The organism is Microbacterium shaanxiense (assembly GCF_054779995.1).
On record NZ_BAAGXE010000003.1, the window covers coordinates 536,161 to 559,965 of the forward strand.

The 23,805-nt window shown below is 68.5% G+C and carries 26 protein-coding genes; 17 read left to right on the forward strand and 9 right to left on the reverse strand.

Translation table 11 applies throughout. From position 1 onward, the window contains the following. Window positions 1-51: 51 nt before the first annotated feature. From paaA to ACYVG2_RS12205, 6 genes are read left to right on the forward strand one after another with little or no spacing between them, the layout of a single operon-like run. The gene (paaA, locus tag ACYVG2_RS12180; protein WP_460781225.1) at window positions 52-1,029 is read left to right on the forward strand and encodes a 1,2-phenylacetyl-CoA epoxidase subunit PaaA; all 978 of its coding nucleotides are present in this window, start codon (window positions 52-54) and stop codon (window positions 1,027-1,029) included. Then, window positions 1,029-1,331: a 1,2-phenylacetyl-CoA epoxidase subunit PaaB gene (gene paaB, locus ACYVG2_RS12185; RefSeq protein ID WP_460781463.1), complete on the forward strand. Its 303-nt coding sequence runs from the start codon at window positions 1,029-1,031 to the stop codon at window positions 1,329-1,331. The genes paaA and paaB overlap by 1 nt, the downstream gene beginning before the upstream one ends. Continuing rightward, a complete protein-coding gene (paaC, locus tag ACYVG2_RS12190; protein WP_460781464.1) occupies window positions 1,307-2,152 on the forward strand; it encodes a 1,2-phenylacetyl-CoA epoxidase subunit PaaC in 846 nt (281 codons plus the stop codon). The genes paaB and paaC overlap by 25 nt, the downstream gene beginning before the upstream one ends. Next, on the forward strand, window positions 2,146-2,646 hold the full coding sequence (gene paaD, locus ACYVG2_RS12195; RefSeq protein ID WP_460781226.1) for a 1,2-phenylacetyl-CoA epoxidase subunit PaaD: 501 nt from the start codon (window positions 2,146-2,148) through the stop codon (window positions 2,644-2,646). The genes paaC and paaD overlap by 7 nt, the downstream gene beginning before the upstream one ends. After that, a complete protein-coding gene (paaE, locus tag ACYVG2_RS12200; RefSeq protein WP_460781227.1) occupies window positions 2,646-3,761 on the forward strand; it encodes a 1,2-phenylacetyl-CoA epoxidase subunit PaaE in 1,116 nt (371 codons plus the stop codon). The genes paaD and paaE overlap by 1 nt, the downstream gene beginning before the upstream one ends. A 36-nt stretch (window positions 3,762-3,797) precedes the next feature. Then, window positions 3,798-4,568, forward strand: coding sequence for an enoyl-CoA hydratase/isomerase family protein (locus ACYVG2_RS12205; protein ID WP_460781228.1), 771 nt, complete (start codon window positions 3,798-3,800; stop codon window positions 4,566-4,568). Here the strand turns inward: ACYVG2_RS12205 and ACYVG2_RS12210 are convergent. The 3 genes from ACYVG2_RS12210 to coaBC form a co-directional block, all read right to left on the reverse strand. Continuing rightward, window positions 4,555-5,034, reverse strand: a complete 480-nt coding sequence (locus ACYVG2_RS12210) for a hypothetical protein (protein WP_460781229.1) — start codon at window positions 5,032-5,034, stop codon at window positions 4,555-4,557. The genes ACYVG2_RS12205 and ACYVG2_RS12210 overlap by 14 nt on opposite strands. A 63-nt stretch (window positions 5,035-5,097) precedes the next feature. Then, window positions 5,098-7,248 (reverse strand): ATP-dependent Clp protease ATP-binding subunit, encoded by a 2,151-nt coding sequence (locus tag ACYVG2_RS12215; protein ID WP_460781230.1) that lies wholly within the window; start codon window positions 7,246-7,248, stop codon window positions 5,098-5,100. 56 nt (window positions 7,249-7,304) lie between these two features. Next, on the reverse strand, window positions 7,305-8,507 hold the full coding sequence (coaBC, locus tag ACYVG2_RS12220; RefSeq protein WP_460781231.1) for a bifunctional phosphopantothenoylcysteine decarboxylase/phosphopantothenate--cysteine ligase CoaBC: 1,203 nt from the start codon (window positions 8,505-8,507) through the stop codon (window positions 7,305-7,307). 93 nt (window positions 8,508-8,600) lie between these two features. Here coaBC and ACYVG2_RS12225 point away from each other — a divergent pair, with 93 nt between their 5' ends. Further along, entirely contained in the window at window positions 8,601-10,079 is a 1,479-nt protein-coding gene (locus ACYVG2_RS12225) for a peptide MFS transporter (protein WP_460781232.1), read from the forward strand. A 4-nt stretch (window positions 10,080-10,083) separates the two neighbouring features. Here the strand turns inward: ACYVG2_RS12225 and ACYVG2_RS12230 are convergent, their stop codons facing one another. Next, on the reverse strand, window positions 10,084-10,710 hold the full coding sequence (locus ACYVG2_RS12230) for a TetR/AcrR family transcriptional regulator (protein WP_460781233.1): 627 nt from the start codon (window positions 10,708-10,710) through the stop codon (window positions 10,084-10,086). 57 nt (window positions 10,711-10,767) lie between these two features. On the opposite strand from ACYVG2_RS12230, the gene ACYVG2_RS12235 reads away from it, so the two are divergent. Together ACYVG2_RS12235 and ACYVG2_RS12240 are read left to right on the forward strand one after the other, a co-directional pair. Further along, complete coding sequence (locus tag ACYVG2_RS12235) at window positions 10,768-11,712, forward strand: NAD(P)-dependent alcohol dehydrogenase (protein ID WP_460781234.1); 945 nt, start codon at window positions 10,768-10,770, stop codon at window positions 11,710-11,712. Window positions 11,713-11,761: 49 nt separating this feature from the next. Next, window positions 11,762-12,466 carry an NRDE family protein gene (locus ACYVG2_RS12240; RefSeq protein ID WP_460781235.1) on the forward strand — a complete coding sequence of 235 codons (705 nt, stop codon included), beginning with the start codon at window positions 11,762-11,764 and terminating at the stop codon, window positions 12,464-12,466. Window positions 12,467-12,471: 5 nt separating this feature from the next. Here ACYVG2_RS12240 and ACYVG2_RS12245 read toward each other — a convergent pair whose 3' ends face one another. Then, window positions 12,472-13,437 (reverse strand): GlxA family transcriptional regulator, encoded by a 966-nt coding sequence (locus ACYVG2_RS12245; protein ID WP_460781236.1) that lies wholly within the window; start codon window positions 13,435-13,437, stop codon window positions 12,472-12,474. 109 nt (window positions 13,438-13,546) lie between these two features. On the opposite strand from ACYVG2_RS12245, the gene ACYVG2_RS12250 reads away from it, so the two are divergent. After that, entirely contained in the window at window positions 13,547-13,708 is a 162-nt protein-coding gene (locus tag ACYVG2_RS12250) for a hypothetical protein (RefSeq protein WP_460781237.1), read from the forward strand. A 28-nt stretch (window positions 13,709-13,736) separates the two neighbouring features. After that, entirely contained in the window at window positions 13,737-14,285 is a 549-nt protein-coding gene (locus tag ACYVG2_RS12255; RefSeq protein ID WP_460781238.1) for a hypothetical protein, read from the forward strand. 15 nt (window positions 14,286-14,300) lie between these two features. Here ACYVG2_RS12255 and ACYVG2_RS12260 read toward each other — a convergent pair whose 3' ends face one another. Both ACYVG2_RS12260 and ACYVG2_RS12265 read right to left on the reverse strand, forming a co-directional pair. Further along, on the reverse strand, window positions 14,301-15,518 hold the full coding sequence (locus tag ACYVG2_RS12260) for a glycosyltransferase family 4 protein (protein WP_460781239.1): 1,218 nt from the start codon (window positions 15,516-15,518) through the stop codon (window positions 14,301-14,303). A gap of 2 nt (window positions 15,519-15,520) precedes the next feature. Continuing rightward, entirely contained in the window at window positions 15,521-16,741 is a 1,221-nt protein-coding gene (locus ACYVG2_RS12265; protein WP_448964499.1) for a glycosyltransferase, read from the reverse strand. A 158-nt stretch (window positions 16,742-16,899) separates the two neighbouring features. Here ACYVG2_RS12265 and ACYVG2_RS12270 point away from each other — a divergent pair, with 158 nt between their 5' ends. The 5 genes from ACYVG2_RS12270 to ACYVG2_RS12290 all read left to right on the forward strand — a co-directional run bounded on the left by ACYVG2_RS12270 (window position 16,900) and on the right by ACYVG2_RS12290 (window position 21,078). Next, window positions 16,900-17,487 carry a hypothetical protein gene (locus ACYVG2_RS12270; RefSeq protein WP_460781240.1) on the forward strand — a complete coding sequence of 196 codons (588 nt, stop codon included), beginning with the start codon at window positions 16,900-16,902 and terminating at the stop codon, window positions 17,485-17,487. Window positions 17,488-17,531: 44 nt separating this feature from the next. Continuing rightward, complete coding sequence (locus ACYVG2_RS12275; RefSeq protein ID WP_460781241.1) at window positions 17,532-17,975, forward strand: MarR family winged helix-turn-helix transcriptional regulator; 444 nt, start codon at window positions 17,532-17,534, stop codon at window positions 17,973-17,975. Then, window positions 17,972-18,628 carry a hypothetical protein gene (locus tag ACYVG2_RS12280; protein WP_460781242.1) on the forward strand — a complete coding sequence of 219 codons (657 nt, stop codon included), beginning with the start codon at window positions 17,972-17,974 and terminating at the stop codon, window positions 18,626-18,628. The genes ACYVG2_RS12275 and ACYVG2_RS12280 overlap by 4 nt, the downstream gene beginning before the upstream one ends. Window positions 18,629-18,936: 308 nt before the next feature. Next, window positions 18,937-20,307, forward strand: coding sequence for a magnesium transporter (gene mgtE / locus ACYVG2_RS12285; protein WP_460781243.1), 1,371 nt, complete (start codon window positions 18,937-18,939; stop codon window positions 20,305-20,307). Between the two features lie 117 nt (window positions 20,308-20,424). Next, complete coding sequence (locus ACYVG2_RS12290) at window positions 20,425-21,078, forward strand: Pr6Pr family membrane protein (RefSeq protein ID WP_460781244.1); 654 nt, start codon at window positions 20,425-20,427, stop codon at window positions 21,076-21,078. Here ACYVG2_RS12290 and ACYVG2_RS12295 read toward each other — a convergent pair. Then, complete coding sequence (locus tag ACYVG2_RS12295) at window positions 21,035-22,411, reverse strand: flavin monoamine oxidase family protein (RefSeq protein WP_460781245.1); 1,377 nt, start codon at window positions 22,409-22,411, stop codon at window positions 21,035-21,037. The genes ACYVG2_RS12290 and ACYVG2_RS12295 overlap by 44 nt on opposite strands. A 74-nt stretch (window positions 22,412-22,485) precedes the next feature. After that, window positions 22,486-23,061, reverse strand: a complete 576-nt coding sequence (locus ACYVG2_RS12300; RefSeq protein WP_460781246.1) for a dihydrofolate reductase family protein — start codon at window positions 23,059-23,061, stop codon at window positions 22,486-22,488. A 69-nt stretch (window positions 23,062-23,130) separates the two neighbouring features. Between ACYVG2_RS12300 and ACYVG2_RS12305 the strand changes: the two genes are divergently transcribed. Beyond that, window positions 23,131-23,700, forward strand: coding sequence for a TetR/AcrR family transcriptional regulator (locus ACYVG2_RS12305; protein ID WP_460781247.1), 570 nt, complete (start codon window positions 23,131-23,133; stop codon window positions 23,698-23,700). Window positions 23,701-23,805: the final 105 nt, after the last annotated feature.

A 23,805-nucleotide genomic window follows, 5' to 3' on the forward strand; every position in this document is an offset into this window, starting at 1 on the left:
CAATTACTGAACGCACGGTCAGTAATGACGCGCCGCGACGAAGGAGTCGGGATGACCACCGCACCGGAAGCCCCCCAACCGGACACGATCAGCGAAGAGCAGCGCCGGTTCGACGAGATCATCGCCGCCGACTCGCGCATCGAACCCCGCGACTGGATGCCGGATGCCTACCGCCGTGCGCTGATCCGGCAGATCGGGCAGCACGCGCACTCCGAGATCATCGGCATGCAGCCGGAGGGCAACTGGATCACCCGCGCCCCGAGCCTGAAGCGCAAAGCCATCCTGATGGCGAAGGTGCAGGACGAAGCCGGCCACGGCCTGTACCTGTATTCGGCCGCGCAGACGCTCGGCATCACGCGCGACGAGATGACCATGCAGCTCATCGAGGGCAAGGCGAAGTACTCGTCGATCTTCAACTACCCCACTCCAACCTGGGCCGACATGGGCGCGATCGGGTGGCTCGTCGACGGCGCTGCGATCTGCAACCAGGTGCCGCTGTGCCGTGCGTCCTACGGGCCGTACGGGCGGGCGATGATCCGCATCTGCAAGGAAGAGTCGTTCCATCAGCGGCAGGGCTTCGAGATCCTGCTGTCGCTGATGCAGGGAACGGATGCGCAGCGCGAGATGGCGCAGGATGCCGTAGACCGCTGGTACTGGCCGAGCCTGATGATGTTCGGCCCGCCGGACGGCGACTCCCCCAACTCGGCGCAGTCGATGGCATGGAACATCAAGCGGTTCTCGAACGACGAACTGCGCCAGCGGTTCATCGGCATGCTCGTGCCGCAGGCCGAGGCTCTCGGCGTCACGCTGCCCGATCCGGAGCTGCACTTCGATGAGGAGACGCAGCAGTACATCGGCGGCGAGATCGACTGGACCGAGTTCTTCGAGGTGCTCGGTGGCAACGGACCCATGAACAGCGAACGGCTGCGCGCGAGGCGTGAGGCGCACGAGGAAGGCGCCTGGGTGCGCGAGGCCGCTGCGGAGTATGCCCGCAAGCAGGCCGAGCGGAACGCGAAGGAGGCCGCGTGATGGTCAGCACCGAGACCGCATCCGAGACCTGGCCGCTGTGGGAGGTGTTCGTCCGCGCGAACCGCGGCATGAGCCACGTGCACGCCGGGTCGTTGCATGCGCCAGACGCCGAGCTCGCCGTTCGCAACGCCCGCGACCTGTACACGCGCCGCGGCGAGGGCACCTCGATCTGGGTCGTTCCGGCGGACGCCATCACCACGAGCGACCCCGACGCGAAGGGCTCGTTCTTCGAAAGCCCTGCAGGCAAGAACTACCGTCACGCGGTGTACTACACCGCATCCGAGGAGGTGCCGCACCTGTGACCGCCTCCCGCCCGCTCCCGCACGTCACGGTCGACCAAGTGGAGCTCGCCGCCGAACTCACCGGCGACGCCGACGCCACCGCGACCCCGGCCGTCGCCGAGTACGCCCTCTGGCTCGGCGACGACGCGCTGATCCTGTCGCAGCAGCTCGGCGGATGGATCGCACACGCGCCCGAGCTCGAGGAGGACGTTGCGCTCGGCAACATCGCTCTCGATCTGCTCGGTCATGCCCGGTCACTCCTGCACTATGCAGGCACCGCCGACGGCCGCAGCGAAGACGATCTGGCGTACTTCCGCGACGAGCCGGAATTCCGCAGCGCGTGGCTCTTCGAGCAGCCCAACGGCGACTTCGCGCAGACGATCGCCCGGCAGCTCACAGCATCCGCCTACATGTTCGAGCTCTACTCCGCGCTGCGCGCATCGAAGGATGCGACGCTCGCCGCCGTGGCGGAGAAGGCGCTGAAAGAGGTCGACTACCACCGCGACCACGCCGCGCAGTGGACGCTGCGCCTCGCCGGCGGCACCGAGGAGTCGCGACGGCGAATGATCCGCGCGGTACGGGACGTCTGGCCGTACGTCGAAGAGCTGTTCCGCGACGAACCTCTGATCGACGAGCTCGACGGCATCGCGGCTCGCCCCTCCACTCTGCGCGCAGGGTTCGACGCGGTGATCGCCGCGGTCTTCACCGAGGCCGAACTCGACATCCCCGATGTGAGCGCGTCATCGGGCGGCGGCCGCCGCGGTCGGCACTTCCCCGCCATGGGACATCTCCTCGCCGAGATGCAGGTCCTGGCGAGACAGCATCCGGGGGCGTCATGGTGACGAAGACGACCACGCGCCGCGCGCACGCCTGGGCGATCGCCGCCACGGTGACCGACCCCGAGATCCCCGTGCTCACGATCGAAGACCTGGGCGTGCTGAGAGACGTGACCATCGATCACGACACCGTGATCGTCACGCTCACCCCCACGTACAGCGGATGCCCCGCGCTCGACGCGATGCGCGACGACGTGACCCTCGCGCTCACGGCCGCGGGCTTCGACGACGTCGAGGTGCGCACCACACTGTCTCCGGCGTGGACGACGGACTGGATGACGGATGCCGGGAAACAGAAGCTCCGCGAGTACGGCATCGCCCCGCCGCACGCGCGTGCCGCCCTCGGGCAGGGGCCGATTCGGCTGCGACTGGCGGTCAAGTGCCCCCGCTGCGGATCGCTCGACACCCGTGAGATCGCCCGCTTCGGTTCGACTTCGTGCAAGGCGCTCTTCGAGTGCCGCGCCTGCCTCGAGCCCTTCGACCATTTCAAGGTGCTGTGATGAGGACGGGTGCTGTGACCACGACCACGCGCCGCCGGGGGCGCTTCCACGAGCTCACCGTCTCCGACGTGCGGCCGCTGACGACCGAGAGCATCGAGGTCACGTTCACCGTCCCACCTGAGCTGCACGGCGAGTACGACTATCTTCCGGGGCAGTACGTGGCGTTGCGCGCCCACGTCGAGGGCCATGAGGTGCGCCGCAGCTACTCGATCTGCCGCCCGCCGACCCTCGGCGAGGTCAGCGTCGGTATCAAGCGCGACCGCGGCGGGCTCTTCTCGGTCTGGGCGCACGAGAATCTGAAGCCCGGCGATCGCATCGAGGTGATGAGTCCGGAGGGCACGTTCACCACCAACCTGCCCGACCTCGAACACGCGCACATCGCCGGCATCGCGGCGGGCTCAGGCGTGACGCCGATGATGGCGCTCGCATCCCACGTGCTGGCGTCGTCGCCGACCGCGCGGTTCAGCCTGGTCTACACGAACCGTGCCACCCAGGACGTCATGTTCCTCGACGACCTCGCCGACCTCAAGGACCGCTACCCCGCACGCCTCGCCCTGCACCACGTGCTCTCCCGCGAGCAGCGCACGGCACCACTGCTGTCCGGACGCATCGACGCCGAAAAGCTGAACGCGATCCTCGACGGCCTGCTGCCGCCGAGCACCGTCACCGAATGGTTCCTGTGCGGACCCTTCGACCTCGTCTCGCTCTGCCGTGAGACGCTCGAAGGCCGAGGTGTGCCGCATGACAGCATCCGCTTCGAACTGTTCACGAGCGATGCCGACGGTCCGCGTGTCGACCGGGGACGCCCTGTGGTCATCGGCGAGGGCGATGAGACGCGGCGCATCGAGTTCACCCTCGACGGCCTCTCATCGACGGTCGAGTCGCCTGTCGCGGCGAACGAGGCGATCCTGGATGCGGCGCTGCGCGTGCGCGGGGACGTGCCGTTCGCGTGCGCCGGAGGCGTCTGCGGCACGTGCCGTGCGCGGCTGATCGATGGTGAGGTGCGGATGACTCAGAACTACGCGCTCGAACCCGACGAGATCGAACGCGGATACGTACTGACGTGCCAGTCCCACCCGACGACGAAGAGCGTGGTCGTCGACTACGACGCCTGATCCGACACGACGCCTGATCCGACACGAGGAGCGAACATGATCGACCTGGCCATCACCGACGACGTCGCCCACGTGGTCCTGAACGCTCCGCACAAGCGCAATGCGCTCGACGTGCAGGCGCTGACGGAGCTCGGCGATGCGTACGATGCGGCCGAGGCCGCTGGCGTGCGCGCTCTCGTGCTCCGCGGTGAGGGTGCCGGGTTCTGCGCCGGGCGCGACATCGCCGATGTGGATCCTGCCACGGATGATGTGACCGGGTACCTGGCGGGCGTCGTCACCCCGCTGCTGCAGAAGATGTCGGCTTTTCACGCGCCCACGTTCGCAGCAGCGCACGGCGCGTGCCTCGGCGTCGGGCTCGGTCTGCTGATCGCCACGGACGTCGTGTACGTCGCCGACACCGCGAAGATCGGCTCGCCGTTCGCCGCACTCGGTGCGACGCTCGACTCCGGCGGGCACGCACTGTTCTACGAGCGCCTCGGCGCGCACAAGACGCTCGACCTCGTCTACACAGGGCGACTGATGAGCGGCACCGAAGCCGTGCAGTCCGGCCTGTTCTCGCAGGTGCTGCCGGCCGCCGATGTGATCCCGGCGACCGTTGCCGCAGCATCCGCGGCCGCCGCCGGCGCGACGCAGGCGTTCCTCGCCAGCAAGCGCCTGGTCGCCAGGCTGCGCGACGAGCGTCTCGCGCTGTGGGATGCCGTCGCGGAGGAGAACGCGAACCAATCGTCGCTGCGCGACACGTCCGACTACCGCGAGGGCTTCGCGGCGTTTCAGCAGAAGCGCAAGGCGGAGTTCACGGGAAAGTAGGCGCGAGCGGAACCCGGCCTGGGGTGCGCGACAGCACGACACCGATGATCGCGGTCGTGATCGTCGCGACCCATCCGAGGAACCCGATGATCAGCGCCACGGCGAAGATGTTCGATGATGCCGTGCTGCTCGTCCACCCCCAGGTAGAGATCACAGAGCCGAACGGAGGCGTGTCGCCACCGTCTTCGAGCGTGAACATCATCACGAGCAGCGCGATCCAGGTCACCCCGCTGGCGATGTTGTAGAACACCCTGGTGCTGCGGGCCGCTTTCGCATCGCGGTCGAAGAGCACGATGATCGGCGCGATGTACATCGCGATCGCCACGACAGGACCGGCGAACATGCCGATGAGCGTCATCCATCCCATCGGTGCGCCGAACAGACCGCGCCCGAACACCACGAGCCCCGTCAGCAGCACAGGGGCGATCCACTGGAAGACACGGACGAACCGACCGGAGAGCCTCATACGGTCGACCCTACCGTCACGGGAGTGCGGCTCCTCCGGGCCACCATCGCCAGGCGGGGCGGCCTACGCCGAGGTCAGCACCAGGCCGGAGCCGTCCGCCGCGACATCGACACGCACGGTGTCCCCGTCGCGCACGCCTCCCGAGAGCAGCGCGGTGGCCAGCTTGTTCTGCATCTCGTTCGTGATGAGCCTGCGCAGCGGACGCGCCCCGTACACCGGGTCGTATCCCCGCTCGGCGAGCCACGACCGGGCGTCGGGCGTGACCGCGAGGGTGAGCCTGCGCTCGCGCAACCGCGTGTGCAGCTGATCGATCGCGAGTTCCACGATCTGGGCCAGGTCGTCCTCTGTGAGCGCCTGGAAGATCACGATGTCGTCGAGACGGTTCACGAACTCGGGCTTGAACGACTGACGCACGAGCGTCATGACGCCCTCGCGCTTGTCATCGAGCGACAGCGTCGGATCGATGAGGATCGGCGAGCCGAGGTTCGAGGTGAGGATCATGATCACGTTCGAGAAGTCGACCGTGCGCCCCTGTCCATCGGTCAGGCGACCGTCGTCCATGACCTGCAGCAGCACGTCGAAGACCTCCGGATGCGCCTTCTCGATCTCGTCCAGCAGCACGACGCTGTACGGGCGGCGGCGGACGGCCTCGGTGAGCTGACCACCCTGCTCGTACCCGACGTAGCCGGGAGGGGCACCGACGAGCCGCGAGACGGTGTGCTTCTCGCCGTACTCCGACATGTCGATGCGCACCATGGCGTGCTCGTCGTCGAACAGGAACTCGGCGAGCGCCTTCGCGAGCTCGGTCTTTCCCACACCGGTCGGGCCGAGGAACAGGAACGATCCGGTCGGGCGACCGGGGTCGCTGATGCCCGCGCGTGAGCGGCGAACGGCATCCGACACCGCCTGCACGGCGTCCTTCTGACCGATCAGGCGCTTGCCCAGCTCGGCCTCCAGATGCAGCAGTTTCTCGGTCTCGCCCTGCAGCAGCCGCCCCACGGGGATGCCGGTCCACGCCGCGATCACGCCGGCGATGTCCTCCTCCGTGACCTGCTCGTTGACCATGCGGCCTTCGCCGTCCTCCGACTCCTCGGACTGCTCCGCCTCGATCAGCTCGCGCTCCAGCGCCGGGATCTCGGCGTACAGCAGCCGCGACGCCTTCTCGAGGTTGCCCTCGCGCTGCGCACGTTCGGCGTCGCTGCGCGCGGCATCCAGTCGGGTCTTGAGGTCTCCGACCTTGTTCAGCGAGGCCCGCTCGCGCTCCCACCGCTCCTGCAGCTCGCCGAGACGGGACTGCTCTGCCGCGAGGTCTTCGCGCAGGGCCGCGAGGCGCTCCTTCGAGGCGGCGTCCTTCTCCTTCTTCAGGGCGAGCTCTTCGAGCTTGAGCCGATCGACGTGGCGGCGCAGCTCATCGATCTCGACCGGGGCCGAGTCGATCTCCATGCGCAGACGGGACGCGGCCTCGTCGATCAGGTCGATCGCCTTGTCCGGCAGCTGACGCGAGGGGATGTACCGATTCGAGAGCGATGCCGCGGCGACGAGCGCACTGTCGGAGATCGCGACCTTGTGATGCGCCTCGTAGCGCTCCTTGAGTCCTCGGAGGATCGCGATGGTGTCCTCGACCGTGGGCTCGCCCACGTAGACCTGCTGGAAGCGGCGCTCGAGCGCGGCGTCCTTCTCGATGAACTCGCGGTACTCGTTCAGCGTGGTCGCACCGATCAGCCGCAGCTCACCGCGGGCGAGCATGGGCTTGAGCATGTTGGATGCCGCGACCGACCCCTCGCCCCCACCAGCGCCCATGAGCGTGTGCAGCTCGTCGATGAACGTGATGACCTGACCGTCGGACTCGGTGATCTCCTTGAGAACCTGCTTCAGGCGCTCCTCGAACTGGCCGCGGTACATGGCGCCGGCGACAAGGGCTGAGATGTCGAGCGTGATGAGCTCTTTGTCCTTGAGCGACTCCGCGACGTCTCCCGCAACGATCCGCTGCGCCAATCCCTCGACGACCGCCGTCTTGCCGACGCCCGGTTCACCGATCAGCACGGGATTGTTCTTCGTGCGGCGGGTGAGCACCTGACTGACGCGCCTGATCTCGCTGTCGCGCCCGATCACCGGATCGAGCTTTCCCTGACGTGCGCGATCGGTCAGGTTGATGCCGAACTGCTCGAGGGCGGACTGCTGATCGTCTTGCTGCGGCTGTGCGGGGTTGGTCATCGTGTCCTCCTGGACGGCTCCTCTTCAAAGTTGAGTGGTGATGACTCAACTTTACCTCAACTGCGCGTCTTCTGCACGGCGTCCCAGAGTTCGCGGGCGACGTGGCGCTTGGAGCCCTCGGCCGTAGCGATGACCGCACCGCCTTCTCCGATGATCTCGACGGCGTTCTCGGCCTTCTCGAAGCCGTGCTCCGCATCCGCGAGGTTCACCGCGAGCAGGTCGACGCCCTTGCGCTCGCGCTTGCGACGTGCGCGCTCGCGGCGCTGCTCCGCGTCCGACAGCGTCTCCGCCGCGAAGGCCACGACCGTCTGCCCCTGCGGGCGCGACGCGGCGAGCCCGGCGACGATGTCGGCGTTCTCGACGAGTTCGACGCGGTCGAGCATGCCCGATTCCTTGGTGAGCTTCTGATCCGACGGCTCGGCGGGCCGGTAGTCGGCGACCGCGGCAGCCATGATCACGACATGAGCGGATGCCGCGGCATCCGTCATCGCCTCGCCCAGTTGCGCGGCGGTGCCGACCGAGTGCACCGTGATGCGCGGATGCCGCGCTTCGGCGAGCACATCGGCGGTGATGTTCGCGGCGACCAGCTCGACGTCGGCGCCGCGGGCCGCGGCCTCGGCTGCCAGCGCGACGCCCTGCCGCCCGCTCGAGCGGTTGCCGAGGAACCGCACCGGGTCGATGGGCTCGCGCGTGCCGCCGGCCGAGATGGCCACGCGGGTTCCGGCGAGATCCTGCGGCGAGAGCAGTGCGAGGGCCGAATCGACGATCTCCTCCGGCTCGAGCATCCGGCCCGGACCGGAGTCACCGCCGGTCAGCTCTCCGTCGTCGGGGCCGAGGATGCTGACCCCGCGCCCGCGCAGCGTCTGGATGTTGGCCCGGGTGGCCGGATGCCGCCACATCTCGGTGTGCATCGCGGGCGCGATCGCCACGGGAGCCGTCGTCGCCAGCAGCGTCGTGCCGAGCAGATCGTCGGCGAGCCCCGCAGTCATCTTCGCGATCGTGTTCGCGGTGGCCGGTGCGACGATCACCAGCTCCGCCGCCTGACCCAGTGCGACGTGGCGCACCTTCGCCACGTCATCGTGCACGCTCGTCGTGACTGGATTGCGGCTGATCGCCTCCCACGTCGGCGCCCCGACGAAGCGCAGTGCGTCCTCCGTGGGGATAACCGTCACTTCGTGACCCGCCTTGATCAGCAGTCGCACCAGATTGACCGTCTTGTACGCGGCGATGCCGCCCGTGACTCCGACGACGATGTTCATGCTTCGATTCTGCCCTGTGTCGACCCTGCCGGGGCGGACGGGTCGCCTGCCGTGGATCGACGGCCGCCACGTGGAGGCGTAACGTGACGGGATATGAGCACTTCTCCTCCTGCTTCCACGACGCCCGACGCCGGATCCGCGGACAGGGGCTTCTTCGGCCACCCGCGCGCGCTCGCGCACATCTTCGGCGTGGAGATGTGGGAGCGGTTCAGTTTCTACGGCATGCAGGGCATCCTGCTCATCTACCTGTACTACTCGGCCACCGAGGGCGGGCTGGGCATGCCGGAGGCGGTGGCCGCGGGCATCGTCGGCGCCTACGGCGGCGCGGTCTACCTCTCCACGATCCTCGGCGCATGGGTCGCCGATCGCCTGCTCGGTGCGGAACGCGTGCTGTTCTTCAGCGCGATCGTCATCGTCGCCGGCCATCTCGCACTGGCACTGCTCCCTGGATTCGTCGGGGTCGGCGTCGGCCTGGTCCTCGTCGCGATCGGATCGGGCGGACTGAAGGCGACCGCGACATCCGTCGTCGGCACGCTCTACTCCGCCGACGACACGCGGCGCGACGGCGGCTTCTCGCTGTTCTACCTCGGTATCAATCTCGGGGCGTTCCTCGGCCCGATCCTCACGGGGCTGCTGCAGTCCACGGCCGGATTCCACTGGGGTTTCGGACTCGCCGCCGTCGGGATGATCGCGGGTCTCGTGCAGTACTCGTTCGGTCGTCGGGGCCTTCCCGATGAGGCCCGGAAGGTCTCGAACCCCCTTCCGCGCCGCGGCTACCCGCTCGTCGGCGGCATCGCGGCGGCGGCCGTGATCGTCATCGTCGTGCTCGTGCTGACAGGGGTCATCCGTGCGGATAACCTCGCGCTGGTGGTCATCATCACGGTCATCGCCGCGACGATCGCGTACTTCGCCGTGATCCTCGGCAGCCGCAAGGTCACCTCGGAGGAGCGCAGCCGCGTGTGGGCGTTCGTGCCGCTGTTCCTGACCTCGGTGGCGTTCTGGTCGCTGTACCAGCAGCAGTTCACGGTGCTCACCGTGTACTCGGACAAGCGCCTGAACCGCGACCTGTTCGGCTGGGAGATGCCGGTCTCGTGGGTGCAGTCGATCAACCCGGTGTTCATCATCGTGCTGTCCGGCGTCTTCGCCTGGCTGTGGACGCGCCTCGGCACGCGGCAGCCGTCGACGCCGGTGAAGTTCGGCCTCGGCGCGATCGTGATGGGCGGCGCGTTCCTGCTGTTCCTGCCCTTCGCCGGAGGCGGCGAGAACTCCACTCCGCTGCTAGCCATCATCGGCATCCTGTTCGCCTTCACCGTGGCCGAGCTGCTGCTCTCGCCCGTCGGGTTGTCCGTGACGACGAAGCTCGCGCCGAAGGCGTTCCACACGCAGATGGTCGCCCTGTTCTTCCTGTCCGTGTCGCTCGGCACGGCATTGGCCGGACAGCTCGCCGTGTTCTACGACCCGGCGAACGAGGTGCCGTACTTCCTCGTGCTCGGCCTCATCGCAGCGGCGGTGGGCGTGGCGATGCTGCTCGCGGTCAAGCCGGTGCTGCGCCTCATGAAGGGCGTGCGGTAGCCACTCAGAGTGCCGACACGTCGAGCGGGAGCGGCACCTGCGGCGGGAGGGGAACGTCCGCCGCGCTCGCGCGGAAGGACTGCAGCAGATAGCCGGTGAGCCGACGGGATGCGGCCGGCGCGGCGTCTCCCGCACCGGCACGCACCCCGGAGTTCGCCAGCAGGATCAGCATCAGATCCGACGTCGAGAAGTCGTCTCTGAGATCACCGGATGCCTTCGCACGGCGAGCCAGCTCGGCGAAGGTCGTCTCGGCATGCTCCCGAAGCGCACCGAAGTCCGACGTTCCAGGAAGCGCCGACACGAGCGCGGCCGAGAATCCCCTGTCGTGCGCCTGCATCTCGCACACCTCCTCGATGACACGGGAGAACGCGCGCCACGGGTCGGGATCGGCGAGCGCATCGTCGAGCATGTCGGCGCACTCCCCCATCGGGTCGGCGAACGCCTCGGCGACGAGATCGCCCTTCGATGGGAAATGCCGATACAACGTGGCGACACCGAGGCGCGCGCGGCGCGCGATCTCGCTCATCGACACCCCCAGACCGTCGTCTCTGAAGGTCTGCCGCGCGACATCGAGCAGTTGCGAGCGATTCGCGGCGGCATCCGTCCGCAACCGAGTCGATTTCGTCGTCATGCTCTCACTTTAGACGAAACGGAGTGGTCGTTCCGTTTCGGATGTTAGACAGGAGGAATGACCTCAGAGACCATGCGCATGGCCAGCTACGACCGCTACGGATCCGCGGACGTGCTCCGCGAAGTGACAGGGCCGCTGCCCCGCGTGAAGCCGGGGCACGTCCTGGTCCGAGTGCGCGCGCTGTCGGTCAACGGCGGCGAACTGGCGATGCGCGCAGGACGCCTTCGTCCGTTCAGCGGCAATCGGTTCCCCAAGCAGGTCGGTCTCGACCTGGTCGGTGAGGTGGTCGGCCCCGGCGCCTCCCGCTTCTCGGTCGGCGACCTGGTCTGGGGCATCGGAGGGATGCCGCTGGCCACCGCGGCGGAGTACGCGGCAGTCCGACCCGATCACCTCGGCCTGGTGCCGGAAGGTCTGGATGCCGTGCAGGCCGCCGCGCTGCCCGCCGGTACGACCGCGATCACCGCGCTCCGCGACAAGGCCGCGCTGGCCCCCGGCGAGCGCCTTCTGGTGCGCGGCGCGACGGGCGGGGTCGGATACGTCGCCGTCCAGCTCGGCAAGGCGATGGGCGCGCACGTGACCGGATTGGCGAGCGCGCGCAACCTCGATCTCGTGCGGGAGCTGGGAGCGGATGAGGCGATCGACTACCGCCGTCCCGGCAAACTCGGGCAGTTCGACGTCGTGCTCGACACCGTCGGCACCGATCTGCCCGCATTCCGCCGCCTGCTCGCTCCCGGCGGTCGCATGGTCGCCATCGCGTTCGATCTCACGCACCCCTTTCGGTCGCTCGGGTACATCGCCGCGAACTCGCTGCGTCGTACGCGGTGGACGCGCTTCTTCAGCGGCGATCCGCGGACGCCGCTGTTCGCCGAGTTGGGCCGATGGGTCTCGTCAGGTGCGATCCGTCCTCAGCTCGACCGCGTGTTCCCCCTGTCCGACATCGCCGGCGCCCATCGCGCACTGGAGGACGGGGGCGTCCGCGGCAAGATCGTGATCACGATCTGACCCGTCGGGTGCGCGTACCCTCTGCGCGGCCAGACCTAGACTGGGCTCCGTGTGCACCGTCGTGATCGATGTCGCCGAGCCGGGAGGGTCGAGACTTCTCGCTGTCCGCGATGAGGATCCGCAGCGCGCCTGGGATTCGCTGGGCGAATGGTGGCCGGAGCGCTATCCAGGAGTGACAGGCATCCGCGATCGCCGTGCGGGCGGCGCCTGGCTCGCGGCGGACCGGAGCAGTCGGCGCCTCGCCGTGCTGCTCAACCGGGCCGACGTGCTCGATCTGCCTGAGGATCAGGTGGCCAGCCGAGGCAGCCTGGCCCTGGAGTCCGTCGCCGGTCGATCGCCGATCGCTCCACTCCCCATGCACGGCTTCAATCTGCTGGAGGTCGGACCGGAGGCCGCGCGCGTGCTGTCGTGGGACGGCGCGGATCTGACCGAGACACCCGTTCCGACCGGCGTGCACATGATCGCGCACGACGGTCTCGACGATCCCGCCACGGCCCGGATCGCCAGGTGGCTGCCGGAGTTCAGAGCCCATGCGGCGACCACTGACCACTGGGATCACGAATGGATCGAGCTGCTCGCCGCATCCACTGCTCTCGACCCCACCGATGACGCCGCCATCATCCGCGACAACCGCCCGCACGGATACCCGACGCAGTCACTGCTGTACTGCGTCGCGGCCGTCGGCCACACCTCACTCGACGTGCGTCAGACGACCCTGCCCGTACCAGGGCACTGGTCACTCGCCGAGCACTGAGCGCATCAGGCGGCAGACTCCTCGACCGATGCGAACTTCGCGCGGTAGGCCGTCGGCGTCGTCGCCAGCACCCGCGCGAAGTTCTGCCGCAGTACCGCGGCAGAACCGAAGCCGCACTCCATGGCGATCGCGTCGAGCCCCAGATCTGAGCGCTCCAGCAGTCGCTGCGCGTGGATGATGCGCTGCCTGGCCAGCCATGCCGCCGGCGTCGCACCGTGCTCGGCCTTGAAACGCCTGGCGAAGGTGCGCGGCGACATGTGCGCGCGCGAGGCGAGCTGATCCACGGTCAGCTCCTCACGAAGATTCTCGACGGCCCAGTCCGTGACCGCGACGAGCGAGTCGGTCTGCGCGGCCGGCAGCGGCCTGTCGATGTACTGCGCCTGCCCACCGTCGCGCTGCGGTGGTACGACCATGCGGCGAGCGACGCGGTTCGTGAGCTCGGCGCCGATCTCCTGCCGCAGGAGGTGCAGGCAGGCGTCGAGACCGGCAGCGGTGCCGGCGCTCGTGATGATCCGGCCGTCCTGAACGAAAAGAACGTCGGGGTCGACGTCGATCTGCGGGAACATCGCCGTCATCTCATGCGCGTACATCCAGTGCGTCGTCGCGCGGCGGCCGTCGAGCACGCCCGCCTGCGCGAGGATGAACGACCCGCTGCAGATGCTGAGCAGCCAGGCGCCCCTGGCCTCGGCGTCGCGCACGACATCGAGGACGCGGGGATCGGTGGCTCCCCACCATCTGCGCGGGATCGGGGAGACCACCACGAGATCGGCCTCGTAGGCGAACGAGAGGTCGTGTTCGACGTTGATCGAGAAGCCGATCTTCGAGGCCACTTCGCCGGGGTCGGCGGTGACGACGCGGAAGTCGAAGTTCGGCACCCCGTCATCCGAGCGGTCGAGGCCGAACGCTTCGCAGGCGACCCCGAACTCGAAGGGGGCGAACCCGTCCTGAACGATGCATGCGACGGTCTTCATGGGCGTCCTTCCGGTCGATCACTGGCGATCACCATGTTGGCAGTTATCCGGTGATCTATGTCGATTCTGCCACTCGTGGCAAGAAGACGCCATGCATAGCATTTCTGCCATGGTCATCATCATCCTTCTCGCAACGCTCGCCCTCGGCGGCGTCATCGCGACGCTCGTCGAACTGGGCCGCGACGGCTTCCGGCCGATCGCGACGGATTGGACACGCGTCGCGGAGCGCGACACCGCACAGAACGCGGAATCGGCACCGATCTACCGCTGAAGCGCGAGCCGCGGATATGCTCAACGGCATGAGCGATCCGCAACAGAGCCCGGTTCCGCCGTACGCCTCGAACGCCGGCCAGCCGCCTCAGCCGACCTATCCTCCGCAGCCGGGACAGCCGGCCCAGCCGGCCCCGACTGCGCATCAGTACTACCAGGGCGGCGGCGCACCGCAGCAGCAGGCGCAGCCCCAGTACACGCAGCCCCAGTACGCGCAGGCGCAGTACGCACAGCCCGGTCATGCCGGCGCGTCCTCTCCGAGCTCGTCCAACGCCCCGGGACGGATCGGATTCATCATCGGCCTCATCGGACTCGCCGTCGGCCTGCTGTCGAACGTGATCGTCCAGATCATGATCCGCTCGGCCGACTACGCACTGATCGGTCTCGTCAGCGGGGGCTTCTCGGTGGTCGCCTTCCTCGCCTCACTGGCAGCGCTCATCTTCGGCATCGTCGGACTCCGTCGGGTCGGCGCCCCTCACGGGCTCGCTGGCATCGCCACCGGGCTCGGCGGAGCCGGCGTCATCGGCGCCGGATTCGCCTTCATCCTCAACGCGGTCAGCTCGATCTTCTACTTCTGACGCGAGGGTGCGCCCTCACTGCCGCGCGAGCACGCGTTCGTAGACCTCGATCATCGCGGTCGTCCGCGACGACTGGCGGAATGCCGCTGCGACATCCGGATCGGGCGTCGGCGCGTCGCCGGCGACGATGTCGGATGCCGCGCGCTGCAGCGTGTCCGCGAGCGCCGTGACGGAGGCGTCCGGCACGGCCCAGAGGCCACCGCGCAGTTCAGCGGCGATGTCCGGGTCGCTGACGACGGTCGGTGTGCCCAGCGTCGCCGCTTCGAACGGCGTCATGCCCTGCGTCTCGAAACCGATCGAGGTCTGCACGACCGCATCCGCCGCAGCGATCCTCGCCAGGGTGTCCGGATACGAGAGGCGCCCGGCGAATCGGATGCCGTCGTGACCTCGGGCGATCTTCTCGGCGGCGCGCAGCTGTCCGCCTCCGCCGATCACCTCGATGTCCGCATCCACGCGTGACTCGACAACGGCCTCGAGGAAAGGCAGCAGCCTCTTCTCCGGGCTCATCCGCCCGAGCCATACGAACCGTGGGCGCCGAGGGCTCGACGCACCATCCGAGATGCGAGCTGCCACGCCAGCCGCGGTGTCGCGCGCCGCGAGCGTCTGCGCGAGCAGCTCGTCGTCGATACCGTTCCACACCACGTCCACCCGCTCGAAGACGCCGTGCTCCTCGAGGCGCCGAGCGAAGTGCCCCGACGGCGCCGTGACCGCACTCGAGCCTTGCGCGATCCCGCGCAGGAACGCCCATCCGTCCACGCCGTCGACCGTTCGGCCGATCCCTCGCATCGCCGCGCGTCGCCAGAGGTTGAGCACCGCCAGCGCCGGCCTGTGCAGCGGGGTGACGGCGGCCATGCCGACGTCGACACGGTTGTGCATGGTGTGCACCACAGGGATGCCGTGGCGATGGGCGAACCGATGGCCGATGAACGCGCCCCAGAAATCAGCCTGCACGTGCACGAGGTCGACCGGTGGGCGTGAGACGAACGCCCGATCGAGGAAGCGATCGGTGCGCCGGCCGGGCCACGACATCGAGTACTCGCGGTCGACCGTGATCGGTATGGAGGGGAGGTCGAAGGGGTTCGGCCACCCGAAGACGCTGCCGTTGTGCATCTTCGGTGCGACCACGGTCACGGTGTGCCCTGCGAGCTCGAGGTACTGCTTCTGCAGCCGCATCGACACCTGCGCACCACCGAGCGAAGCGAGGTGCTGATCGCCGAAGAAGACGATGTGCATGGTTATGCCGGCAGTGGTTCGTCGCGGTAGAGCGCCTCGAAGGTGTCGAGCGTGCGGTTTATGTCGTGCACGAGGACACCGTCCAGCGATGCCTGCTGCATCCGCTCGTACTCGGCGGGCTCCGCCGTCAGCACATCCGTGAGACGTGCGGCGAGGTCGTCGGCGTCGCCCGGTTCGAACAGGTAGCCGTTCTCACCGTCGTGCACGAGGTGCGGCAGGGCGACGGCATTCGCGGCGACGATCGGCAGGGCCGACGCCATCGCCTCCATGGTCGCGATCGACTGCAGCTCGGCGATCGACGCGATCACGAACAGACTCGCGCGCGAGAGCAGGGCACGCAGCTCCGCGTCGGTGGTGCGACCGTGGAACGTGACCCGGTCCGACAGACCGAGCTCGCCGGCGAGTCGCTCGAGATTCTTGCGCTGATCCCCGCCGCCGACGATGTCGAACGTCGTCTCGAGCGCGGGGTCGAGCTTCGTCATCGCCTGCAGGATGACTTCGATCTGCTTCTCGGCGGTGAGGCGCCCGACGAAGATGATGCGGTTCTTCTCCCGCGGCGCGACGACCGGCGTGTACTGCGTGCGGTCGATCCCGCAGCTGATCGGGATGACGCCTTCGATGTCGATCGTCTTCTCCAGGAAGTCCGCCGCCCGACGCGTCGGCGTCGTGACCGCCCTGGTGAGCTTGAGCGTGCGCTCCGCGTCGTCCCACGCGAAGTCGATGACCCGGCGGTTGATGAACTCGGGAAGCGCTGTGTGATCGAGGATGTTCTCGGCCATCACGTGGTTGGTCGCGATGATCGGGATGCCGCGCTGCGCGGCGATGCGCGAGAGGCCGCGGCCGATCACGATGTGCGACTGGATGTGCACGACGTCGGGCTGCACCCGGTCGAGCACCTTTCTGGCGTAGTGCTTGGCGCGCCACGGCCACACGAACCGCAACCAGTCGTGCGGCGCCCAGCGCACTGACGGCAGACGGTGAAGCGTCATCGGCTCGCCCTCGATCACCTCGGTCTGCGGCTCCGCCCGACGGTACTTCCTGTTCGGCGCCACGACATGCACGTCGTGACCGCGCTGCACGAGCCCCGCCGCCAGCCGTTCGGCGAAGCGGGCGGCGCCGTTGATGTCGGGAGCGAAGGTGTCGCATCCGATCAGGATGCGCAGCGGACGATCGCTGGGAGCGGAGGCGGGCTCGGGGGCGCTCGACGGAACGACCTTGTCGATCGGAGCGTCAGAGGAGGTCACGGATGGCAGCCTTACGGTACGCGTCGGGGGATGGCCCTGGTTCAGGGCGCTGGCAACTCTACCCGAGCGGCCTGCGGGCGCCCGGGAGGCCAGCCGCAGTCAGGCCCTCACGCAGGCTCATCCTCTAGCGTGGTGACATGCGCATCGCCAGCTCCGCAGACCCGCAGCTCTGGATCCCCGTCACCGAGTCGTTCGGGTGGAAGGGGCGTCGACACCGCAAGGCCGCACTGCGGATGCTGATGGGCAACGCCGTGCAGGCGGGCGGTGGCACCCCCGCTCGGGGCACTCGCATCGGAGCGTGGGCGATCAGCCAACTCGCCCCCGCGATGATGAAGCGCGCGGATGGCCGCGTGCTGGTGTGGACGTGGAAGGCGGAGCCGGAGCTCGTCGTCGCCATGGCGACGACGCAGGAGTTGACGAACGAAGTGCGCACGGCCAGGGCCATGATGCCGATGGAGTACGACGACACCGAGTCGTTCCCCTCCCGGCTCGGAGTCGGGGAGAAGCTGGTGATGTCCTTCCCCGAACAGCCCACCTCCCCTCCGTTCGCCACATACACCTGGGACACCGGAACGCATCTGGTCACGTTGACCGCCGTGGGCGGATCCCGTGAGACGTTCGGCACGCTGATTCCCGCGCTGGACGATCTCGCGCGCAGCATCCGCATCGCCGACGATCTGGAGGGCGGTGAGGCGCGCGACGTCCTGCGGATCGATCCCGCCTGATCTTAATTAATGAAGCATGGTAATGATGTAGTAGCATCACTATCATGAACCCGCTGCTTCTCGACCGCCTGCTGCAGATCGCCGACCTGTTCCAGAAGGACATGGCGCGCGCGTTCGAGGGCACCGGATTGACGACCTCGCGTGTGCACCTGCTGTGGGTGCTGCAGCATGCCGGCCCGTCGACGCAGCAGGCGCTCGCGAAGCTGTGCGACGTGAGCCCCCGCAACATCACCGGCCTCGTCGACGGGTTGGAGCGATCCGGCCACGTGCGCCGGACTCCCCACCCGACGGATCGCCGGGCCGTGCTCGTCGAACTCACCCCCGACGCCGTCACGACCATGGCGCGCATGCAGCAGGAGCACGTCGAGCTCAACGACACGCTGACGGCCGCGATCGCACCCGAAGACCGTGACGCCGTCCAGCGCGGAGTCGCCGCGCTGGCAGATCACCTGGCGGCGCTCGTCGCCGAGGCCGAGAGCGCGAAATGAGCAGCACGACGATCGACATCGCGTCCCCGTCCGCGTGGCGGCGGTTCCTCTCCCTCGCGCACCGCGCGCTGCTCGCAGAGCTGCGCATCTACGCGAGCATCGGGCGGGCGATCGCCAGGCGCCCGGCGGTTCCGCGCGGAGGCACCGGGATCGGCTACCACCGCCCTGTGCTGACGATCCTCATCGTGTTCATCGTGCTGTCGGCGGTCGAACTGCCGATCATCGACCTGATCGTGCACCGCTGGCCCGCCGTGAGGATCACGTTCCTCATCATCGGCATCTGGGGCCTCACGTGGATGATCGGACTGCTCTGCGCGATGCTGCTGCGCCCGCACGCGGTGGGCCCGGACGGCATCCAGGTGCGCAATGGGCTCGAGGTCGACGTCGCGCTCCCCTGGGAGGAGACCGCGTCCGTCGCGATCAGCAGGCGCATCGATGAGCCCAAGCAGCCGCGCATCACCGGTTCGGAGTACGCGGAGCGGATGCAGGACGAGACGAACATCGAGATCGAGCTGGAACGGCCCTACGCGGTGCGACTGCCCGGCCTCGCTCCCCGCGGCGGAGAGCATCCGGTCACCTCCGTGCGCATCTGGGCCGACGATCCTCGCGCGTTCCTGGCTGCCGCGCGGCCGTTCCTCCTCGCCGCCGACTGAGAAGACCCCCGTCTGCGCGGCGCATGAGGACGGCGCGCAGACATCCCGCAACCTGATGGACTACATTGGCGGAGGCAGCGGACGAGCGTCCCACTGCGGCTCGACCGCATCTGAGCGGTCTGCGACGACGGAAGCGAGGTGGTACTCCCATGAGTGGTGATAGTTGCCATCAGCATCCGGACTCCGCTTTCGCTGCATCGCAGCGCTGACTTCTCGCGCGGTTGTCCGGCTTCGACTCATCCGTCCAGCCGACGATCATCAGCGCCTCCTGTTGCGCTTCCTGTCGGCCTGCCCGAAAGAAGCTCTCCATGACCACGGAGCAGATCCCCACCCAGAACCTCGACACCGCTGACCTTCTCGACACGATCGAGCAGAGCCTGTCGCGGCGCGATCTCGCCGCGGCATCCGCCGCCCTCTCACCCGCACCCACCTGGCAGATCGTGCAGGTGCTGGAACGCCTGAACCCCCGGGACTGCGCTGTCGTCTACCGGTTGCTGCCGAAGCAGCAGGCGGTGGAGGCGTTCGAAGCGCTGTCGCCCGAGCTGCAGGGCGAGCTCGTCCGCGGACTGCAGGACGCCGAGGTCGCGGCACTGTTCGCCGAGATGGATCCGGACGATCGGGTCTGGCTGCTCGATGAGCTGCCGGCATCCGTCGCGCCCAGGCTGCTGCGAGGGCTCTCGCCGCGGGAGCGGGAGCTGACCGCATCAGTCCTCGGCTACTCGCAGGACTCCATCGGCCGGCGCATGAGCCCGGAGTACGTCGCCACGCACCCCGGCCTCACCGCCGCCGAGACGCTGCGACGCATGCGCGCGCGTCTCGCCGACGCGGAGACCATCTACACGCTTCCCGTGACCGATCACGCGCGCCGCGTCGTCGGCGTCGTCAGCCTCAGGGACCTGTTGAGCGCGGATGACGACGCTCTCATCGATTCGCTGATGCAGGACGCGCACACCGTGCCCGCCGACTCGGACGCCGAGGTCGCGGCGCGCGACTGCACCGACCTCGGCCTGCTCGCCGTGCCAGTGGTCGACAGCGAGCACCGCCTGGTCGGCATCTTCACGATCGATGACGCCGCGCGCATCCTCAAGCGCGAGGAGAGCGAGGATGCTGCGCGCCAGGGCGGCGTGGAGCCGTTGACCCGGCCGTACCTGTCGACGCCGATCCGGCGGATCGTCCGCTCTCGGGTGGTCTGGCTCCTCGTGCTCGCCGTCGGCGCGACGCTCACCGTCAAGGTTCTTTCGGTCTTCGAGGCGACGCTCGAGCAGCTCACCGTGCTGGCACTGTTCGTGCCTCTGCTGATCGGCACGGGAGGCAACACCGGCAACCAGGCCGCGACGACCGTGACCAGGGCGCTCGCGCTCGGCGAGGTGCGGCCGAGGGACATCGTGCGCGTCCTCACCCGAGAGCTGCGGGTGGGCCTGTCGCTCGGCGTGCTCCTCGGCCTGCTGGGGTTCGGGATCACCGCGCTCCTGTACGACTGGCAGATCGGGCTCGTGATCGGGTGCACCCTCATCGCGGTGTGCGCGGTGGCCGCGACGATCGGGGGGATCATGCCCCTGGTCGCCAGAATGATCCGGGTGGATCCCGCGGTCTTCTCGAATCCGTTCATCACCACCTTCGTGGACGCCACCGGGCTCGTGATCTACTTCGTCATCGCCAAGGCCATCCTGGGCATCTGAGCGGCCAGGACCGCCCGGGACGCGCAGATATCGACGACCGCGGATTCGACTCCGGAGCAGTCGTCCGTAGAATCGCCGGATGACGTGGAACCGCGTCGAAAGGGGAGGCTGGCGGCAGTGAGGGCACGAACGACGTTCGGCGCACTTCGCCTTGTCACGGCGGCTGTGTGCCTCACCGCGCTCGTTCACCGGCTGTTCTGGGGTCTGAGTTCCCAGACCATCGCAGGGCGCAACTTCTTCGCGTACCTCACCGTCGAATCGAACTGCGCGCTCGTCGTGCTGCTCGTCATCGGCGGCATCCTCGCGTTCCGGCGCGACGACGACCCTCGGTGGTTCAGCGTCGCACTCTCACTCGTGCTGACGTGGACCATCACCGCGGGCCTGGCCTTCGCGCTCATCGTGTGGCAGGCCGGGCTCCGCGGCATCCGGGTCGATGTGCCGTGGTCCGATCAGGTGCTGCACTTCTGGTTGCCCGCACTCACCGCGATCGCGTGGACCCTCACGCCCGGCCACAGGTCGGTGCCGTGGTGGATCATCCCCGGGTCGCTGCTGTTCCCGCTGGTGTGGGGCGCGGTGACGATGTGGCGGGGGCCGATGATCGGCTGGTACCCGTACTACTTCCTCGACCTGCGCCAGGTCAGCGGCATCGGAGAATTCCTGGTGACGAGCGTGCTCGCTCTGGCGATCTTCGCCCTCATCGCCGCCGTGCTCGCGGTGATCAGCAGGGTCAGTCCGTCGCGCCGGAAGGCAGGAACAGTTCGAGGGATGTGAGCGCCGACAGCAGCGCACTCTCCTCCTCGAGCTCGGCGAAGCGCTCCGCGTCCTCACCGCCGACGATGCCCACCAGCAGGTTCTCCCCCGTGACCGGAAGCAGGTTGATCCAGGTGCGCACCGGCACCGTGTCCTCCCGCACCAGGCCACCGCCGACCAGGCCATCGCCCGCGACATGCCAGATCGTCGCCTCGGTGTCCCAGAACGGCTCGTCATAGCGCAGCCAGATCGTCTCGATGTGCCCCATGCCGAGCGCGTTCAACGCACCGCGGTGCGTGAAGGGCAGCGGCGGGGCGAACTCGATGCCCTCGCGTTGCAGCACCCCGAGCGGAACCGTGACCACGACCCGATCGAACGACGTCGACTCCCCGGTGCCGAGTCGCAGGCTGACGCCGGAGTCGTCGTAGGCGATGCGCGTCACAGGCGAGGACAACGTCAACTGCGCGTCGGCCAGCTGCTCCTGCACATACGCGCCCAGATCCCCGATGAATCCTCCGCGCACACTCTGCGGCAGCGCGGGAGGGAACCAGGTCGAGAGCTGGTCCGCATCGGCACCGGCAGTGGTCGCCAGGTAGGCGAGAAGGCCTGCGAGGCCCGGTTCCTCGGGGTTCGCGCCCGTCTCCTCCAGGGCCTCGGCCAGCGCGACATCGGCGGGGAACGCCTGCGCCGCAGCGATCGCCGCTTCCAACGGCGCGGTGCTCGGGGGCTCGTTCGCGCCCTCCGCCGAGCGCCATACGGCGGTCGCCAACTCGACGGTGTCGGAGAGGCCGGTGTCATCGTCAGGGCCGACCAGCCATCCGCCGAGCTGCACCGGCAGAGGCCAATCGTCCTCGAGCTGGGAGTGGATGCGTCCGCCGACCCGGTCGCGTGCCTCGAAGACCGTGACCTCGACGTCGAGATCGGCGAGGTCGGCCGCGACGGCGGCGCCGGCGAGGCCCGCGCCGATCACCGCGATGCGCTCCCCCGCCTCGACGGTGGCCCGCAGCCGCATCGCGGCGCTCTCACCCGAGCGGATGGCGCCTCGTATCGTGGCGGGATGGTCGGAGTCTGTCGCCTCGCCCGCGAAGTAGACCCGCCCCTGGATGGGCTCTGCCAGCGTCTCGCGTGTGGCCGACTGCACGCCGATGCGCGTGTAGCTCACTGCGCCGCGCGAGAACGGATCGCTCGCCCAGGTGCTGCGCATGTGCGCGGCGGGAGCCGGCACCCTCGTGGTCGGCAGAGGTGTCGGACTGCGCGTCGGCGTGGGCGTCGGCGCGGGCTCCGGGGTGCAGGATACGAGCAGCACGCCGAGAGCGCCTGCTCCGGCGCCGATCAGCAGCTGGCGACGCGTCATCCTCATCGTGTCGCCACACTACCCGCTCCCGGCCGACTTCTCGCTTCGGCGCAGGAGCGGGCAGTCGACGCGGCTCAGCCGCGCACGTACTCGGCGAGCACGACTCCGGACTTGTACGGCGTGACGCCGGTCGGGCGGAAGTCGGCCGGCGCGTAGTCGCGCCCCTCGAACAGAGGGATGCCGGCGCCGAACAGCACGGGATTACGCTTGAGCGCCAGGCGGTCGATCTCGTCGCGCAATACCGACGCCAACGCGCCGCCGCCGCAGAGCCAGATCCCCTTGCCCTCCTCGGCCTTGAGTTCGCGCACGACCTCGACAGGGTCACGATCGGTGAATTCGACGTCACCTGAGCCCTCCGGTGCGTCGTGTCCGCGCGTGAAGACGATCTGCCGGAAATGCCGATACGGGCTCGGCAACTCCGGAAGCCCCACGGCGTAGGTGTTCCACCCCATGAGCACGGTGTCGAACGGACCGCCGTCGATCGGGAAGCCCGCTCTCTCGGCGAGTTCGGTCGGCGCTGTGCCCTGATACTTCTCGCCGATGCCGGCGGCATGGTCGCCCTCGAACAGGAACCGGTCGAATTGTCCGTCAGGGCCGGCGATGAAACCGTCGATGCTCACGGCGACGTAATAGGTGAGTTCTCGCATCATTTCTCCAATAACTACAGGTGCAGTGATTGGAGACTACAACAGTTGCAGTGGTTGCGCTAGAGTCATCGCATGGCGAAGAACGAGACGCGGCGAGCGCTCCTCGCCGATGCGGGCATCGCGGTGCTGGCACGCGAGGGATCACGGGGGCTGACCCATCGGGCCATCGACGCGGAGGCGGGCGTGCCCGTCGGAACCGCCTCGAACTACTTCCGCAGTCGAGAGGCCCTGATCACCGGGCTTTTCGAACGCATCGGCGTCCGGCTGGCACCGACATCGGCCGAGCTGGAGGCCAGGGCGGCGGAGCACCCGAGCCGCGAGCTCTTCGCCGACTACATCCGTGACATCGTGCGCCGTCTGCTGACGAACAGAGAGGTCACGCTCGCACTCTACGAGCTGCGCCTCGACGCCGCCCGTCGCCCCGAGCTCGCCGCATCATTGGGCGAGTGGCAGCGCACGGGCTTCGACGGCGACGTCGCGTTCAACGAGGCGGCGGGACTTCCGGGCGGTCGCCGAGAAGTGGCCCTGTTCCACTACGCGATCGAGGGGCTGGTGTTCGACCGGCTCACCTCGCCGATCGATCCCGGCACCCCGACCGACGAGGTCGTCGACGCCCTCGTGGCGGGGCTGCTGCCCGCCTGAGCGGGCGCGCTCGCCCGCGAGAAGGCGTCTGCAGCGCGAGAAGGCACGTGCGGCATGAGAAGGGGTCACGCAACTCCCTTCTCATGCCGCAATTGCCGCTTCGTG

Coding starts and splice junctions, on each gene's coding strand:
- paaD (WP_460781226.1), top strand. CDS start 2,146: ATGGTGACGAAGACGACCACGCGCCGCGCGCACGCCTGGGCGATCGCC.
- ACYVG2_RS12210 (WP_460781229.1), bottom strand. CDS start 5,034: ATGAGGCTCTCCGGTCGGTTCGTCCGTGTCTTCCAGTGGATCGCCCCT.
- ACYVG2_RS12230 (WP_460781233.1), bottom strand. CDS start 10,710: ATGACGACGAAATCGACTCGGTTGCGGACGGATGCCGCCGCGAATCGC.
- ACYVG2_RS12205 (WP_460781228.1), top strand. CDS start 3,798: ATGATCGACCTGGCCATCACCGACGACGTCGCCCACGTGGTCCTGAAC.
- mgtE (WP_460781243.1), top strand. CDS start 18,937: ATGACCACGGAGCAGATCCCCACCCAGAACCTCGACACCGCTGACCTT.
- ACYVG2_RS12280 (WP_460781242.1), top strand. CDS start 17,972: ATGAGCAGCACGACGATCGACATCGCGTCCCCGTCCGCGTGGCGGCGG.
- ACYVG2_RS12250 (WP_460781237.1), top strand. CDS start 13,547: ATGGTCATCATCATCCTTCTCGCAACGCTCGCCCTCGGCGGCGTCATC.
- paaB (WP_460781463.1), top strand. CDS start 1,029: ATGGTCAGCACCGAGACCGCATCCGAGACCTGGCCGCTGTGGGAGGTG.
- ACYVG2_RS12245 (WP_460781236.1), bottom strand. CDS start 13,437: ATGAAGACCGTCGCATGCATCGTTCAGGACGGGTTCGCCCCCTTCGAG.
- ACYVG2_RS12305 (WP_460781247.1), top strand. CDS start 23,131: ATGGCGAAGAACGAGACGCGGCGAGCGCTCCTCGCCGATGCGGGCATC.
- ACYVG2_RS12260 (WP_460781239.1), bottom strand. CDS start 15,518: ATGCACATCGTCTTCTTCGGCGATCAGCACCTCGCTTCGCTCGGTGGT.
- ACYVG2_RS12300 (WP_460781246.1), bottom strand. CDS start 23,061: ATGATGCGAGAACTCACCTATTACGTCGCCGTGAGCATCGACGGTTTC.
- ACYVG2_RS12270 (WP_460781240.1), top strand. CDS start 16,900: ATGCGCATCGCCAGCTCCGCAGACCCGCAGCTCTGGATCCCCGTCACC.
- ACYVG2_RS12215 (WP_460781230.1), bottom strand. CDS start 7,248: ATGACCAACCCCGCACAGCCGCAGCAAGACGATCAGCAGTCCGCCCTC.
- ACYVG2_RS12295 (WP_460781245.1), bottom strand. CDS start 22,411: ATGACGCGTCGCCAGCTGCTGATCGGCGCCGGAGCAGGCGCTCTCGGC.
- ACYVG2_RS12225 (WP_460781232.1), top strand. CDS start 8,601: ATGAGCACTTCTCCTCCTGCTTCCACGACGCCCGACGCCGGATCCGCG.
- ACYVG2_RS12255 (WP_460781238.1), top strand. CDS start 13,737: ATGAGCGATCCGCAACAGAGCCCGGTTCCGCCGTACGCCTCGAACGCC.
- coaBC (WP_460781231.1), bottom strand. CDS start 8,507: ATGAACATCGTCGTCGGAGTCACGGGCGGCATCGCCGCGTACAAGACG.
- ACYVG2_RS12235 (WP_460781234.1), top strand. CDS start 10,768: ATGACCTCAGAGACCATGCGCATGGCCAGCTACGACCGCTACGGATCC.
- ACYVG2_RS12275 (WP_460781241.1), top strand. CDS start 17,532: ATGAACCCGCTGCTTCTCGACCGCCTGCTGCAGATCGCCGACCTGTTC.
- paaE (WP_460781227.1), top strand. CDS start 2,646: ATGAGGACGGGTGCTGTGACCACGACCACGCGCCGCCGGGGGCGCTTC.
- paaA (WP_460781225.1), top strand. CDS start 52: ATGACCACCGCACCGGAAGCCCCCCAACCGGACACGATCAGCGAAGAG.